This is a genomic window from Chitinophaga qingshengii (genome assembly GCF_014529935.1).
In the GTDB taxonomy this organism is placed as follows: Bacteria; Bacteroidota; Bacteroidia; order Chitinophagales; family Chitinophagaceae; genus Chitinophaga; species Chitinophaga qingshengii.
In genome coordinates this window covers 3754770-3770500 of record NZ_JACVFC010000001.1, presented here as the reverse complement: position 1 = coordinate 3770500, position 15731 = coordinate 3754770, and the positions used below count along the sequence as shown (strand labels likewise).

Annotated in this window: 16 protein-coding genes; 8 read left to right on the top strand and 8 right to left on the bottom strand. The window is 47.7% G+C overall.

The window, feature by feature from the left end; translation table 11 throughout:
* Positions 1–18: 18 nt before the first annotated feature.
* The 3 genes from ICL07_RS14785 to ICL07_RS14775 all read right to left on the bottom strand — a co-directional run bounded on the left by ICL07_RS14785 (position 19) and on the right by ICL07_RS14775 (position 2985).
* On the bottom strand, positions 19–1878 hold the full coding sequence (locus ICL07_RS14785) for a mechanosensitive ion channel family protein (protein ID WP_188088661.1): 1860 nt from the start codon (positions 1876–1878) through the stop codon (positions 19–21).
* 84 nt (positions 1879–1962) lie between these two features.
* A complete protein-coding gene (locus ICL07_RS14780) occupies positions 1963–2415 on the bottom strand; it encodes a methylglyoxal synthase (RefSeq protein ID WP_188088660.1) in 453 nt (150 codons plus the stop codon).
* A 54-nt stretch (positions 2416–2469) separates the two neighbouring features.
* The gene (locus ICL07_RS14775) at positions 2470–2985 is read right to left on the bottom strand and encodes a ferritin (RefSeq protein WP_188088659.1); all 516 of its coding nucleotides are present in this window, start codon (positions 2983–2985) and stop codon (positions 2470–2472) included.
* Between the two features lie 151 nt (positions 2986–3136).
* Between ICL07_RS14775 and ICL07_RS14770 the strand changes: the two genes are divergently transcribed.
* The 4 genes from ICL07_RS14770 (at position 3137) to ICL07_RS14755 (ending at position 6677) form a co-directional block, all read left to right on the top strand.
* Entirely contained in the window at positions 3137–3733 is a 597-nt protein-coding gene (locus ICL07_RS14770) for a NifU family protein (RefSeq protein ID WP_188088658.1), read from the top strand.
* 86 nt (positions 3734–3819) lie between these two features.
* A complete protein-coding gene (locus tag ICL07_RS14765; RefSeq protein WP_188088657.1) occupies positions 3820–5517 on the top strand; it encodes a PNGase F N-terminal domain-containing protein in 1698 nt (565 codons plus the stop codon).
* A gap of 18 nt (positions 5518–5535) precedes the next feature.
* A complete protein-coding gene (gene pnuC, locus ICL07_RS14760) occupies positions 5536–6159 on the top strand; it encodes a nicotinamide riboside transporter PnuC (RefSeq protein ID WP_188088656.1) in 624 nt (207 codons plus the stop codon).
* Positions 6156–6677, top strand: a complete 522-nt coding sequence (locus ICL07_RS14755) for an AAA family ATPase (protein WP_188088655.1) — start codon at positions 6156–6158, stop codon at positions 6675–6677. Before pnuC ends, ICL07_RS14755 begins: the two co-directional genes overlap by 4 nt.
* On the opposite strand, the gene mtgA is transcribed toward ICL07_RS14755, so the two are convergent.
* Entirely contained in the window at positions 6643–7410 is a 768-nt protein-coding gene (gene mtgA, locus ICL07_RS14750; RefSeq protein ID WP_188088654.1) for a monofunctional biosynthetic peptidoglycan transglycosylase, read from the bottom strand. The two genes, ICL07_RS14755 and mtgA, sit on opposite strands and share 35 nt — an antisense overlap.
* 157 nt (positions 7411–7567) lie before the next feature.
* Here mtgA and ICL07_RS14745 point away from each other — a divergent pair, with 157 nt between their 5' ends.
* Together ICL07_RS14745 and ICL07_RS14740 are read left to right on the top strand one after the other, a co-directional pair.
* Positions 7568–8185, top strand: coding sequence for an L-threonylcarbamoyladenylate synthase (locus tag ICL07_RS14745; protein WP_188088653.1), 618 nt, complete (start codon positions 7568–7570; stop codon positions 8183–8185).
* Positions 8186–8199: 14 nt separating this feature from the next.
* Positions 8200–8595, top strand: coding sequence for a hypothetical protein (locus tag ICL07_RS14740; protein ID WP_188088652.1), 396 nt, complete (start codon positions 8200–8202; stop codon positions 8593–8595).
* A gap of 192 nt (positions 8596–8787) precedes the next feature.
* Here ICL07_RS14740 and ICL07_RS14735 read toward each other — a convergent pair whose 3' ends face one another.
* From ICL07_RS14735 to polA, 3 genes are all read right to left on the bottom strand, one after another.
* On the bottom strand, positions 8788–9930 hold the full coding sequence (locus ICL07_RS14735; protein WP_188088651.1) for a C1 family peptidase: 1143 nt from the start codon (positions 9928–9930) through the stop codon (positions 8788–8790).
* Between the two features lie 83 nt (positions 9931–10013).
* Positions 10014–10559, bottom strand: coding sequence for a GNAT family N-acetyltransferase (locus tag ICL07_RS14730; protein ID WP_188088650.1), 546 nt, complete (start codon positions 10557–10559; stop codon positions 10014–10016).
* Positions 10560–10704: 145 nt separating this feature from the next.
* Positions 10705–13524 carry a DNA polymerase I gene (gene polA / locus ICL07_RS14725; protein ID WP_188088649.1) on the bottom strand — a complete coding sequence of 940 codons (2820 nt, stop codon included), beginning with the start codon at positions 13522–13524 and terminating at the stop codon, positions 10705–10707.
* Between the two features lie 97 nt (positions 13525–13621).
* On the opposite strand from polA, the gene ICL07_RS14720 reads away from it, so the two are divergent.
* Complete coding sequence (locus ICL07_RS14720) at positions 13622–13951, top strand: arsenate reductase family protein (RefSeq protein ID WP_188088648.1); 330 nt, start codon at positions 13622–13624, stop codon at positions 13949–13951.
* Positions 13952–14009: 58 nt separating this feature from the next.
* On the opposite strand, the gene ICL07_RS14715 is transcribed toward ICL07_RS14720, so the two are convergent.
* The gene (locus ICL07_RS14715; RefSeq protein WP_188088647.1) at positions 14010–15080 is read right to left on the bottom strand and encodes a glycosyltransferase; all 1071 of its coding nucleotides are present in this window, start codon (positions 15078–15080) and stop codon (positions 14010–14012) included.
* Between the two features lie 377 nt (positions 15081–15457).
* On the opposite strand from ICL07_RS14715, the gene ICL07_RS14710 reads away from it, so the two are divergent.
* Positions 15458–15706 carry a hypothetical protein gene (locus tag ICL07_RS14710; protein WP_078669652.1) on the top strand — a complete coding sequence of 83 codons (249 nt, stop codon included), beginning with the start codon at positions 15458–15460 and terminating at the stop codon, positions 15704–15706.
* Positions 15707–15731: the final 25 nt, after the last annotated feature.

Genomic DNA, 15731 nt, shown 5'->3' with positions numbered 1-15731 from the left:
TTGCTAATTATATGATTCTTATGGCTTATGGTCCACTTTTATTTTAAAGGCGGGCGGCTCGTAATTATCGGGCATGTAGGAACGGGGTGTGGTGGTGCCATTTCCGTCGCGATGGGCATGATATTGCGGCGACATGATTTCCACGCCCGCTTCGTTAAATATATCCTGGATGTGTTGATTCAGCCGGGAATAGATTTCGCCCATCTGGTGCGATGATTCCGTATAGGCATTGATTTCATAGGCCACGGAAAAGTCGTTGAGCGCTTTCTGTAATACAAACGGCTTCCGGTCTTTCTGGAGACCATCTGTGGCGAGGGCGGCACGGATCAGCAGCTCATGCACCTGTCTCCAAGGAACATCATAACCAATGGTGACGGTGGTATGCAGTATCAGGCCCAGATCTTTACTGGAAGAAGTAAAATTGACGGTATGACCATTGAGTATACTGGCATTGGGCACGGTGATTTCTTCATTTTTGACAGTGCGCAGCCGCGTTACCAGCAGGTTTTTTTCTATGACATCGCCGGTAATTTCCCCCAGCCTGATACGGTCGCCGATTTTAAAAGGCCGCATGTAAGTGATCACGAAACCGGCTACTACATTGGAAATAGCAGAGGAAGAGCCCAAAGAAAAAAGGATGCCCAGGAAAACGGACACGCCCTGGAATATTTTGGAGTCTGACCCGGGCAGATAAGGGAAGATCACCACAAACATAAAAGCATACAGCAGGAACTTGATACCACTGGCTGTTGGCAAAGCCCAGTCTGTATAAAAACCATTGATTTTCAGGTTGCCGCTGGCGATTTCACTGGCGAGATAATTGACCAGCCTTACCAGCAGCCGGGTGACTACATATATCACGATGATGGTCAATAGTTTGGGCAGATAACTGAATATACCCGTCAGGATGGCTTTTACAGGTGATAAGGTCCACTCAATCAATTTATCGGCAATGCCTTTCGTCCAGGGAAATATACCAAAAACAAGGGGCAACGTGAGGTACAATACCAGCAGGATCAATACAATACGCGCCACACCGAGGGTGCTATAAATAATGCCCAGTTGTTTTTGCTGGTTGAGCAGGGCATAGTTTTTCACTTTTACTCCTTTCAGGTAACGGTCTTTTTCCCGGATGAGCCTTTTCCTGAGAGACTTGAACAGGCGGTTAATACCGAAGATGATAATGCTCAAAACGGCCAGTATCAATGCCAGCCAGCCGAGGCGCACCAGGATGTATTGCATGCTGTGCTGTGCCTTCTGTTGTTGTATTGCTTTACGGATGATAGCGGCATAGTCGTTGGCCACCTGTGCCTTGTCCTGGTTCAGCCAAAGGGCATCGTCATCAGTGATGGTTTGGACAATCAGGTCGTTGTATACTATGTCTACCGTGTTTTCGTTGGGCGTTACCCGGATAGAGTCCGGGGAAAAGAACGGATCTTTTTCGATCAGCTGTAGCTTTTTAGTGATGCTGGCGGCGCGTTCAATGGGTTTAAAAGGGCCCAGTTTATAGTATACGCGAAAGAGCGTATCGCCGAAAGGCGCTATCGGTATGCCTTGTGAGATGGCTTTCATCTGGTTGATACGTTCCAGTTGACGTGCTTTTTTCAGGGAGTCGGTCTGTATGATATCCGCCAGTTTTTGTTCCAGTTCTTTTTTCCGCTGGTTATTGCTATTGCTGAGTTGCAGGATTTGCTCTTCCAGTGCGGCTTTGGCGGCGGCATCTGCTTTGATGAGCGAGTCGCTTTCCCGTAGCAGCCGGGTGGTGGCAATGAGTTGTGCGTTGGTGGTGGAATCTTGTGAAACTTTGCTACTGTCCTGTGCGTGGCTCTGGACGTGGAAAGTAAGGATGGTTAATAAAATGGACAATAAGGATCTCATTCCCGAAGCTTTTTTATTAAAGTACGGAAATTTCCGCGTGCAGCATAGCCGCAGGGCGTAAAAACGGGGAATTTAAAGGCAGGACTAGACTTTCCGCCGGAGATACTGGGAATAGTCAGGGAGGATCACTTCATAGTCCTGGTGCATCAGCGGTGATGTCAGCAGGAAGTCGGCAGAAGCGCGGTTACAGGCCACAGGGATGTTCCATACAACGCCCAGGCGCAGCAGGGCTTTGATATCCGGATCATGCGGCAAGGCTTCCATGGGGTCCCAGAAGAAGATGATCACATCCAGTGCTCCTTCGGCAACGAGGGCGCCTATCTGTTGGTCGCCGCCAAGCGGACCGCTCAGCAGTTTCCGCACAGAAACGTCGAGGGCTTCCTCGATCAGTTTGCCGGTGGTGCCGGTAGCATACAGTTCATGGCGGCTCAGTACCGTTTTGTTGTAGGTAGCCCATTCAATCAGCTCGGCCTTTTTGTGGTCGTGTGCGATGAGGGCTATCCTTTTGCGTGCTTTCAGCGTTTTGATTGTCTGCATATGCTGCAAAAGTACTAAGCCGCCGGAAAAAAATAAATGTAAAATTTATTAATATCAGTACTTGTCGGCCGTATCCAGGGTGGCCAGGTCGCGGTCGAAGATATAGAGACCGCCCTTGTCTTCCCCGATGAGTTTCAGTTTATCGAGGATATGCCGGGCCATCCGTTCTTCCTCGATTTGTTCGGTTACATACCATTGCATGAAGTTGTGTGTGGCGTAGTCTTTCTCATGCAGACAGAGATCTACCAGGTTATTGATTTCCTTGGATACTGCCAGTTCATGTTTAAATACCAGCTCAAAAACGGCCTGTATGTTTTTGAATTGATGGTCAGGCTGCTTTAGTGCCGGCACCAGGCCATGAGCGCCTCTTTCGTTGATGTATTTCAGTAGTTTCAGCATATGTATCCGCTCTTCGTCGGAATGGCGGTAGAGAAACTGGGCTGTGCCGTTATAGCCCTGGACCTCGGCCCAGGAAGCCATGGCGAGATAATACTGGGAGGAGGCGGCTTCCATTTCTACCTGTTGGTTGAGTGCAGCCAGAATTTTGGGAGATAATTCTTTCAATAACATGACCTTAATTTTTAATTTGATGTAGGGGACGGCGTTAGGGAGGATATTGCTGCCGCTTATAACGTTATTGTAAAATTCGATGAGGTTTCGCTTTTCCCGGGCTGAAATTCTGCCCGGAAAGTGCTACCTTTGTCAGGTAAATTAGGATAAAATGATTAAAACAGGAAATCCGATCATCAGCATATATACGGAAATGACGCCTAACCCGGAAACAATGAAGTTTGTAGCCAACAAACTGTTGTATCCAGGTAAAAGCATCGATTTTCCGGATGAGGCCAGTGCTAAACCATCTCCTTTGGCGATAGAATTGTTCAGCTTCCCTTTCATCAGGGGCGTGTTCATTATGGCCAACTTCATTACGCTTACCAAAACCAGCGAAACAGACTGGAACGATATAATTCCTACCATCAAATCCTTCCTGAAGGAGTACCTGGAGGATAACCGCCCTGTTATCAACGAAGATGAAGTGGTAGTAACCAAAGATACTGCCAGCAACACCGTGAGCGCTGATGACAGCGATGTGGTAAAAAGGATCAAGGAACTGCTGGAAAACTATGTGAAACCAGCCGTAGAAATGGATGGCGGCGCCATTCAGTTCAAAAACTACGAAGCTGGCACTGTAACATTGATGCTGCAAGGTTCCTGCTCTGGCTGCCCCTCTTCCATGATTACGCTGAAAGCCGGTATCGAAGGCATGATGAAGCGTATGATCCCGGAAGTGAAAGAAGTGGTGGCAGAAGCCGAATAAGCCATAGTTGAGTGAATGATAGTGTTAAATGAAAGCACAGTCTTAGTGGCTGTGCTTTTTTATTTTTTAAGATAGATATAGCGACAATGAAAGGATTACTGGTTTTGTTGACCGGCATGGCTATCTCCGCCCAGCCGGTATTGGCACAGAAGAAAAAAAACATCGACAGTGCCGCCGCCGTTATTACCTACGGCATGCGCAGCAACGGAAAAGAGGTGGGCAACAGCCTTCAACTGTTCATCGATCATAACAGGGCGCACATCGTTCCGGGCGGACCGGCAGCTAAAGAACAACAATACCTGGACCAGGCCGAAAACGCCACCTACCAGGTGCTTGGCACTCCTAACGGGAACATCTATACGTTAAAGAAACCCTTCGGAGAATACGTACAGCCGGAACTGTTACCCGGTACAGACACCATCCTCGGCATCGTTTGCCAGAAAGCAAAGCTCTTTATCCGCTCCAACACCATTGAAGTGTGGTATACCAAACAAATGGCCCTCAAAGGCACACCTAACCTGACCATCACGCCGGGACTGGGACTGGTGCTGAAAATAGTCCGTAACGGCAACAGCGAAACCATCGCTAAAAAAATCGACTACCGTAAAATTACTCCGGCAGAACTGGCGTGGCCGGTACAAATGGGTCAACAGGTAGATGATGCCGCCTATATGCGGGAAGTGATAGAGAGCCGTTATACCACGCTGCCGGTTTTTGACCAGGAGCAGATCAGCTGGGGAAATACGATCAACAATCCGGCAGCCGAACAAACCGGTGTTACCTACCGCTACGCCGGTGGCACCGTAATCCTTAAAAAAGTGAAACTGCCGGCTCCTAAAAAGGGCGAAACCATGTTCGCTGAACTGGTACAGTATTCCAATGGCGACGCGTACGACCGCACCGGTTCCGTGTTTATGGTGCCTACCGACAAAGCCGCTTCCTTCCTGGATGGTCTCCGCAAAGGCGCCGGTGCATTGCCGGTATTTACCGCGAAAAACGGTAAACAGTATCAGGGCATGGTGGCTACCGACAACTACCTGCCTGCGCTGGAAGTCCTCCGCTTCTTCACTCCTTTCGGCGTGCATCACTTCAACGACCAGGTGAAAATAAAAGGATACCACTGGGCTGATTCGGTATTGTATAAACAGGATATCACGGAGCTGCAACACCGCTTACAGGGCGAAGTATGGCTGGGTGTGTATATCGGTAACTATGACAAGGGCGGTCATAAGGTAAGCCTGCGCTTTAAATATTACCCGGGTGATGATGAAGATGAGAACAGCAATAAACCCAACTGGAGTTACCCGCTGTTTAATACCACTAATCTCATGGAAATGGCCGGACAGGAATATCCTACCCTTTTTGATAAGGATTCCCTGACCGTAACCGTCAACATTCCTGAAGGGATTAAAAACCTGCAGCTGCGTTACATTACTACCGGCCATGGTGGCTGGGGTGGCGGCGATGAGTTCAACCCGAAACAGAATGAAATTTTTGCCGATGGCAAAAGGGTATATCATTTTATTCCCTGGCGTACAGACTGCGGCACTTACCGCCTGTCTAATCCGGCATCCGGTAATTTTGGTAACGGATTGTCTTCTTCAGATCTGAGCCGTTCCAACTGGTGCCCCGGTACGCTTACTTCGCCGGTATTCATTTCCCTGCCGGATCTCGGACCGGGACAGCACACTATCAAAGTGGCGATTCCGCAAGGCGCTCCGGCAGGTACCAGCCAAAGTTTCTGGGATGTATCCGGAACACTGATCGGTACCCGGAAAAAATAATCCATTTACATTTGTTGTATGAATGAATTCATCACCGGACTGCAAAACGGTTTGCATGGCATGACCTGGCTGGAAGCGATAGCTGTGCTGTTTGCAGTATTGTCGGTCATCTTCCAGAAAAAAAACAACATACTGGTATATCCCACCGGTATTGTCAGTACCGGTATTTATACCTATCTCCTGTCAAGGGAGCATTTTAAACTGTATGCAGATGCCACGCTCAACGCTTATTACCTGGTGATGAGTGTTTATGGATGGATATACTGGGCCCGTCAGGGCCCGGCCCAACCTGCCGTGAAGATCAGCCGTAGCAGCCCCCGGGAGCTGACTACGGCGATCTTCATCGCCCTGGCAGGATGGGCTGTCTTTTATGTGCTGCTGGTGAATTTCTCCGATTCCAATGTGCCTGTCATGGACGCCTTTATTTCCGCCATGGCCTGCGGGGGTATGTGGTTGCTCGCCAAACGTAAGATGGAAAACTGGATATTGCTCAATATCTCCAATTTTGTAGCGGTGCCTTTGTTGTTTTACAAACACCTTTACCTCACCGCGCTGCTGACCATCTTTTTATTTATCATTGCTGTCTTCGGCTATTTCAGCTGGCGTAAGGCCGTGCTGGAACAGGAAATTTCCCATTCATGAAAAAAGTAGTAGTCATAGGGCCTGAGTCTACAGGCAAAAGTACGCTCAGCGCCAAGCTGGCTGCGCATTTTAATACCGTCTGGACACCCGAGTATGCCCGGGAATACCTGGACGGACTGGGGCGGGCCTATGAACAACCCGATCTGCTTTCAATTGCCGAAGGCCAGCAGCGGCTGGAACAGAAAATGGCGGCCAAAGCAAACGGGCTGCTGGTATGCGATACCGATCTGTATGTGATTAAAGTATGGAGCGAGCATAAATACCAGGAATGCGATCCCCGTATCCTTACTGCCATTGCGGCCCAGGAATGTGATCATTATCTGCTTACCTATGTTGATTTACCGTGGGAAGAAGATCCTCAGCGCGAGTATCCCGATCCCCATATGCGCACTTATTTTTACCAGGTATACCGCGATATCGTGATGCAGTCAGGGGTAACCTGGACGGATATACGAGGTAGTTATGAGCAGCGGGAAGCGCTGGCTATTGAGGCTGTGAACCGGTTGCTGGCGGAGTAGTTTCTTTATCAACAGTCTTTTTTACGCCCGAAACGAGTTCTATAATATCCGGGTCCGGCGCCAGGTTGCGCATTTGTACCAGGATTTTCCGCTGACGCCAGGCGGTGATTTGGGCTGGCGGATTTACGGTGTATTTAACCGGGTTAGGAAGACAGGCAGCTATCATAGCGGCTTCTTCCCGGTTCAGACTGGCGGCCTTTTTTTTGTAGTAAGCCTGGGAGGCCGCTTCTATGCCGAAGATGCCATCGCCCATCTGGGCCACATTCAGGTACATTTCCAGGATACGTTGTTTCCCCCAGATTTTCTCGATCATAAAGGTGAAGTATACTTCCAATCCTTTGCGAACCCAGCTGCGGCCCTGCCAGAGGAATACGTTTTTCGCTACCTGCTGACTGATAGTGCTGGCTCCTCTTATCTTTTTGCTGGTTTCATTGTGTTTCATGGCTTTTTCGATGGACTTGTAATCGAAGCCGTCATGGTCGGGGAATAGTTGGTCCTCACTGGCGATGACGGCCAGTTTGGCATGTTGGGATATTTCATCGTAGCTTACCCAGGATTTTTGCAGATGTTTATCAGTGCCCCAGAGGCTGAACCAGCTGGATAACATCGTCAGGGTGATCGGTGGATTGACCCATCGTAAGAGGATGATATATACAAATTGTGTGACAAACAGGACCAGCAATATCCGCTTCAATCTCCTCCACGTTCTGGGGACAATGCCTTTTAACTTCATTCCGCGTAGGTTTACAAAAATCGGCTTGAAAGGTAGGAAGTTATTGTGGAATTATGAATTACGAATTAGTCATTCCTCTATTGTGAGCATATTATTTGGTAAATTTACAATAGCAGCACGGTTGTTGCGCCCCTGTTTTTACTTAATTCATGATACTATGCTGTTGAACGTACATCCGGAGAATCCGAATCCCCGTAACATAAAAACGATCATCGAATGTCTGAAGGATGGAGGTATTATCATCTATCCAACGGATACCGTATATGGGTTAGGGTGTGATATCACCCAGCATAAAGCCATAGAACGTATTGCACGGATTAAACAGATTGATCCAAAGAAGGCGAATTTTTCCTTCATTTGTTATGATCTGAGCCATTTATCTGATTACGCCAAGAGTGTGGACACGCCTATCTTCAGAATGCTGAAGAAAGCGTTGCCGGGGCCTTACACCTTTATTTTGCCTGCCAGTAAGATGGTGCCTAAACTGTTGAAGACCAAAAAAGACACGGTGGGTATCAGGGTACCGGATAATAATATCTGTCGTACGATTGTGAAAGAACTGGACAACCCGCTAATGAGTACCACGTTGCCTGTTGATCACTACGTAGAAGAATATACGGACCCGGAAATCATTTATGAGAAATTCGGTAAAGTAGTGGATATCGTGGTGGATGGTGGTCCTGGCGGGATGGGATTTTCTACAGTGATAGATTGTACCGGTGCTGAGCCGGAACTGATACGTGAAGGTATCGGTAGTTTTGAAGCCATTACCTGAAATATTGCAGAAAGATGAACAGGTGGATATTGGGTTGCTGGCTGCTGTCCGGGCCTGTATATGTACAGGCGCAGGTTTCAGCGGCTAAGATGATGGAGGTGCCGCCTCAGCGGGTTTCGCTGGCGTTTCCGGCGCAGGCCGGGAAACCTGTATTGTCTTTTCCCGGTTTGTTATCCATAAAGGGAACTTCGAATCGCTTTCCTTTAGTTCATCTGGCATCGGCAACAGTTGCCGGGAGCCCAAAACAAATCCCACCCCCTCCGGTATATTTAATGACGCCTCACAGTTATTATGACCAGCATTTCGGTTTTTTCTGTAAACAGGAATGGAGCTGGCAGAAACAGACCGGGATACCGGTGAAAATAAGGCTGGGCAGTTATGATCTCACCCAGCGCCAGGAGGGAAAATAATAATCAATTATCTATCAATCAAATTATTATAAATAACCATTTGACTTAATCAAATTTATTTAGTTGACAAAGTCAACTAAATAAAAGAACAGTATTTATCAAAAAAAAGGAAGGCTGACCTGATGGTCAGCCTTCGCTTATATCTTCACGCTGTTCTTCGCTCATCAGCGAAATCAGCATTCATCATGTCCATTACAGTTTTAATTTCTTTGCGATATCCGCCGGCAGAGCTTTTTTATTCACCATAAAGCAGGTGGTTTTATAAGCGAAATATGGCAGGGAAGCGTAGAAATAGCCCTGGCCGAAGTTATCGGTGCCCCAGGAGTTTTTCACGCGGAAGTATTTATTACCGTTCTGGTCTTTCACGATACCAACGATATGCATACCATGGTCGTCCTGCGTTTCGTAGTTATCGAAGGCGAGCTGGCGAACTTCGGGGGTAATGGTTTTTTCTTTTCCTGGTTCGAGGAATGCGTTTTTCCTTTCTTCGGCAGACATATCAGTCCAGTCTTTTTCCGGTACGATAGCGAGGCCTTCTTTAAAGTTGAAGCCTTTTTCGCTTACGTCTGCGGCCCATGCGAGGGTGTAGCCGTTGGTAACGGCAGTTTCCGCGATACGGTTAAAGTCATCGAGGTTTACGTTGTATACTTTTTCCCAGTTCCAGTTATCCGGTACTTCCAGTACGAACTGGCTGTTGTACGGATGGTGGGTGAAGGAGGAGATCAGTACATAATCGTCGGCGCTGAGGCCCAGTTCTTTAGCGAAGGACTGTGGCGTATAGGATTTACCGTTATACTGGAATTTCTCCGGAGCTTCGCCCATGTAGGCGTTCAGTACACCGTCGAACGCTTTCTGCCAGTCGGGGTTGATGGTACCGTTGGCGTTACCGATGGTTTTTGCCATACCTTCCAGCAGGCCTTCCATTTCGGCGTGGTTGTACATTTTGCCTTTGTTGCCATCATAAACGCTCTGTGGCACCAGACCATATTCGCGCAGGCACAGCAGGTCGTCGGGGAATCCGCCGCCTTCGCCGAAGTTGGCTTTACCATGCATTCTGACATAGTTGGCCGCTTTCAGCGGGTACATTTTGCGGACAACGAACATTTCGCTGAGGTTCAGACCTTTACCTTTTCCGTTGCGGAGCAGTTCAGATTCAAAAAAGGACAGACCGGAAAAAGACCAGCAGGTGCCGGTGCGGCCCTGGTTCTGTACATCTCCTGCGTCCATATTTTTGATAACGGTAAACTGGTAGCGGCTACCTTCCACATTGCTGCTAGTTTGCGCAAATACTGCAGTACTGCACAGCATGGCAGCACTGATCATCCATTTCTTCATGTGTTAAGACAGGTTTTAGACAAGGGCCAAAAATAAGGGAATCGGGGTATTCCATCTTTAAAAAGATGGATGAACGGAGCTTGCTACAGCTTTTCGAAGGCTTTTTGTTGTTCCTGGTATTGTTCCCTGGTAATTTCCCACTCCCAGAGGTCTTCGTTTTCCTTGTTTTTGACAGTGCCGACAAATCGCATTCCTGCTTTTTGTAATATTTTAACTGAGGCATTGTATTCCTCTTCGGTATGGGCAAGTACTTTTTTGACGTAGGAATGCCCGAAAGCGAAGCGCACCAGGGCTTGCGCCATTTCCGAGCCCAGTCCCTGTTCCCGGTAACCAGCTGTAATTTCATAGCCCATTTCAACGAATCCCTGGTGGGTGGGCTTACCTTTAAAGCCACCGGCGCCAATCAGGCGTTTGTCTTCCCGGTGAATAACGAGGTAAAAGAACCAGCCGAGCATAGCAGGATCGTTGCGTAATTTATCATATGCTACCAGCACCATTTCAGGATATTCGGTCCATCCTTCCGGAACTGAAATTCCAAGGAGTTCGGCCAGTGTATCATTGCCCTGTAATAGCGACTCAAAATGCTGCAATGTGCATGGCAACAGTTGTAGTCGAGGAGTTTGGATCATGTTTTGAAACTAGTAAACTGTTTTGGGAAATACAACCATTTGCTCATTTTTTCATTGGGTTATTTGGCTATTGGAGAGGCCTGGGGTATCGGCTTCTTCCGATCCCAATAATTAAATAACAACATGAAAAAATGAGCAAATAAAGTTAGTGCGCCTGCAGCCAGTTTTCACCGAGTCCCATTTCAGCTTCAACGGGAACGGCCAACGGTAGTGCATTACGCATACAATCCAATATGAGGGGTTTAATAATGTCGAGTTCTGAACGATGAGCGTCAAACACCAATTCGTCATGCACCTGCAGGATCATCCTGGATTTCAGGTCCCTTTCCTTAAACGCCTTGTGAATAGCGATCATCGCCAGCTTAATCATATCCGCTGCGGTGCCCTGTATAGGCATGTTGATCGCATTCCTTTCCGCATAGCCACGTACTACTGCATTGGAAGAGTTGATGTCTTTCAGCCATCTTTTACGGCCCAACATCGTTTGTACGTAGCCGTTAGTTTGTGCAAACCGTACCTGGTCGTCCATATATTTTTTAATGGACGGGTATTGTGCGAAGTAGTTGTCGATAAGGGTTTTAGCCTCACTTCTGGCAATGCCCAGGTTTTCAGACAAACCGAAGGCGCTTACACCATAGATAATACCGAAGTTGACACTCTTGGCATTCCGGCGCATATCTGACGTCACTTCTTCCAACGGTACATTGTACACTTTGGCGGCGGTTGCCGCGTGAATATCTATCTTCCTTCGGAAGGCATCCATCATCTGCTCATCCTGCGCAATAGCCGCAATGATACGCAATTCAATCTGCGAGTAGTCGGCAGACAACAACACAAACTCGTCGCTGCGGGGCACAAATGCTTTTCTCACTTCCCGTCCCCTGTCTGTCCGGATAGGGATGTTCTGAAGATTGGGATTGTTAGAGCTCAAACGGCCTGTTACTGCTACTGCCTGATTATAGGAAGTATGCACACGGCCGGTACGCCGGTTGATCATTAACGGTAACGCATCTACGTAAGTTGACTTCAACTTGCTCAGTTCGCGGAAAATCAAAATGTCATCCACGATCTTGTGTTTGTTGGCCAGCTTCTGCAGCACGTCCTCACCGGTAGCATATTGCCCGGTCCTGGTTTTTTTCGCTTTCGGGTCCAGCTGTAATTTTTCAAACAGCACTTCACCCAGTTGTTTGGGGGATGCCAGTTTAAACCTTACGCCGGCTTGTTCGTATACACTTTCTTCCGCCCGTTTGATTTCTGTTTCCAGTTCACGGGAATAGTCGGCCAGTGCCTGCGTATCAATAGCGATGCCTTCAAACTCCATATCGGTCAGTACTTTCACAAGTGGGTTTTCCACTTCATAAAACACTTTCTCCACGGCCTTTTCGGGCAACATCGGCACAAAAGTATGTTTCAGCTGCAGGGTGATGTCGGCATCTTCAGCAGCATATTCCTTGATTTTTTCTACTTCCACATCCCGCATGGTACCCTGTCCTTTGCCTTTTTTGCCGATCAGGCTTTCGATGGCTACCGGCTCGTATTGCAGGTATTGCGCACTCAGTGCGTCCATACTTCTGCGGCCTTCCGGCTCAATGAGGTAATGGGCCAGCATGGTATCAAAAAGCTGCGCTGTCAGTTCCAGTCCATACCATTTCAGCACCAGCATATCGTATTTGATATTCTGGCCTACCAGCGTGATGGACGGATGTTCAAACAGCGGTTTGAACTCGTGCATAATAGCGCGGGCGGTGGCGTAATCGGCCGGCAGGGGAATGTAATAGGCTTCCGCGTTTTTATAGGCGAAGCTCATACCCACGATATCGGCTTCATTGGCATCAGTACCGGTTGTTTCGGTATCGAAGGCGACTTCCTTTTGTTGCAGGAGATCGGCCAGCAGTGCGGCCCGTTTTTCAGGCGTGTCTATCAGCTGGTATTCGTGAGGTGTATTGTGAATGTTTTTATCCGGCGCCAGGAAGCTGGTGGCTTCGGAGACTGCCGGTTCTTCTGCCACGGCTGTTTCCACCGCCTGGCCGAAAAGGTCGGTTTGCACCACTTTGGGTTTAGCCGGTTCGGCAGCACTGCCGCCGAAGGCGAAACTGTCACCCAATACTCTTTTACCGAGGGATTTAAACTCCAGTTCGGTAAAAATCTCCGTCAGTTTTTCTTTATGAATCTCCGTCAGACTGAAATCTTCTTCATGGAAGGTAACCGGCACATTGGTGATGATAGTAGCCAGTTCTTTGGATAGCAGGGCGTTATCGTGGCCCGCTTTGATCTTCTCTCCCATTTTACCGCCAATGGCGTCTGCATTAGCCAGTACATTTTCCAGTGTTTCATACTGAGCCAGCAGTTTCATGGCTGTTTTTTCACCGACACCGGCAATACCGGGTATATTATCCACCGCGTCACCCATCAGGCCGAGGATATCGATCACCTGATGTACGTCTTTGATCTGCCATTTTTCACACACCTCCTTAGGGCCCATAATTTCTTCCTTGCTGCCCATGTATGGTGGTTTGTAGATAAATACATTCTCTTTCACCAGCTGGCCGTAGTCTTTGTCGGGCGTTACCATATACACGGTATAACCGGCGTCAGCAGCCTGCCAGGCAAGGGTCCCAATCACATCATCGGCTTCGTAACCATCTAATTCTACCACTGGTATATTAAACCCTTCGATGATCCGTTTTATATCAGGGAGAGCTTCCAGCAGGTCTTCCGGGGCATCTTCACGATTGGCTTTATAGTCGGTGAAAGTTGTATGACGTTCGGTAGGAGCATGCGTATCAAATGCAACGGCCAGATGGGTAGGTTTTTCCTTATTGATAAGATCCAGCAAGGTGGTGGTGAATCCAAACTGCGCGTTGGTATTCCGGCCGGTGCTGGTTAACCTGGGATTTCTGATCAGCGCATAATAAGCCCTGTAAATCAAGGCCATAGCGTCGAGTAAAAATAATTTCTTTTGCATCACTAAACCTACAAGAATTAATTTGAATGCACAAAATTAAGATAGTAGCACAATATACGTTCAGAATGTATTTTTAACCCGGAAATAAAAATAGCGTATGAATAAGATATATCATCTGTCGACCTGCAATACCTGCAAGAAGATTCTGGAAGAAATAAAAGCGAAAGAGCGGGGTATTACCCTGCAGGATATCAAAACGGAAAAGATCACGCCGGAGCAACTGGACGAGATGCATACCCTGGCAGGCAGCTACGAAGCCCTTTTCAGCCGCAGGTCGCAGAAATACAGGCCCATGGGGTTGCATGAGAAAACCCTGAAGGAACAGGATTACCGCGACCTGATATTACAGGAATATTCTTTCCTGAAAAGGCCGGTAGGCATTGCCGGCGACCGGATTTATATTGGCGCGGAAGTCAGGAACCTCTGATAGCTGAGATTTTCGCTGATTTCGCTGATGAGCGGAGAAGAGTGTGGTGTTGTTTTTTTTACTGCTTTTTTTGAAGATTTTGGACAAACTGTCTGACTACTTCTTTATAAAGCGACATATCCTGTTCGTGCTGGAACGATTTGAAAGGGAAGCGTGCGGCTTCGTCCAATGCTTTTTTCAGTTCAAATTGTTCCTGCGGCAGGGAGTAGAAATAGCCTTTTTCCATGAGGTATTCGCCCAGGTATACCTGTTCAGATTGCCCGGGCGTAGGTACGAGGATCGCTTTTTTGTGCAGCTTCACCAGGTCCATCAGGGTGGTGTAGCCGGAGCGGCTCAGTACCATGTCAGAGGCCAGCATGGCTTCGTTTAAAGCTCTGGCATCCAGATGGTTAACATGTGTTACACCAGGGGCCACGGCTTCATTGAACGGAGTGCCGGGTTTGCCGCTCACTATCAGTGCTTTCAGTGAAAGGTCCTTTACCTGGTCCAGCACCAGTTTTTCCAGGTTGGTACGCTGGGGTTCCGGGCCGGAGATGAGTACCAGCAGGTCGTACTTTTTAGCAGGCGCCTGTTGTGGTTCAAAACGGCTCAGGCAGCCTATGTAGGTGGTGTGTGGCGGCAATTTGGCCGGATGGGCCAGTTCGCCTGAGAGGTTATTCTTACCGTCGAAATCCGGAATCCAGCAGGCGCTGTATTTACGGATGAAATTATAATTGATTTTCTGCAGTGTCCGCTCTATCCAGCCGCCGAAAGGTGTTTTGATGAGGAGCTGGTGGGTGATGAACACGGTAGGTATGTCTTTATGATACAGGCCGAAGCGGTTATCAGAGACCACCGCGTTGATCTGATATTCTTTCACGATCTTTTTGAGCCATCGTTGCTCGTATTTCACCGCCTTATATATTTTCGGAATTTGTTGTATGATCTTCATTCCGAAGAACTTACCTTTTTGAGCGTACTGGATGCGGTATCCTGGCAGTGGTAAAATGGTAATTTCCGGGAATTCCTGTTTCAGCAGTGCGGCATGTTTTCCTTCCGCGGCAATAAAAACCTGTGCGCCTGCGTTTAGCATTTCATGGATCAGCGGAATGTCGCGGGTGGCGTGTCCCAGGCCCCAGTCCAGAGGCACTGTTAAAATTTTTACGGGAGGCAGGATTGTGGACAAATAAATTGAATTTTTTTGCGAATTTAGCTTAAATTACAAAGGGTGATTGTTAAGAAAAGGTAAACTAATTTAGGAAGGACTTATATTTAACCGGAAGTATTTAATTAGCATTATGAAAAGGATTAAATGGATGGTGATCTTTTTTCTTTGTGGAAGTTTAACGATGACAGGTTGCAAGGTGTTTAAGAAAAATGATTGCGGTTGTCCCACTATGAACAAAAAACGAATGCACTAAAGGCACATCTAACACAACATTGAACGATTTTTACCTTATCTTTTTTTGAATTATCCCATGAAAACCTGGCCAAACAATTATTCGGGGAACAGTCAAAATTTTTTTCATGAAACCGGTAGATAGAGATTTATTGATCCTGCTACATGAAGATAGGTACACAGAGCAGCAGATCCAGTCTGCTGTAAGGCAAATCAGTGAGATGTTGTCTTTAATTGAAACAATGGATTATCTGTGCGCAGTTATGGAAGTAGTAGATTGTAACAAAAGCAGAATTACCAGCAAACGATCGGTGCTGGAGAAAGCCATTTCACGTAAAGCACATAAGCCTTTCGAGTTTATTATTCACCGCAACTAAGAGTAGCACTTCCGGCATTTCCGTT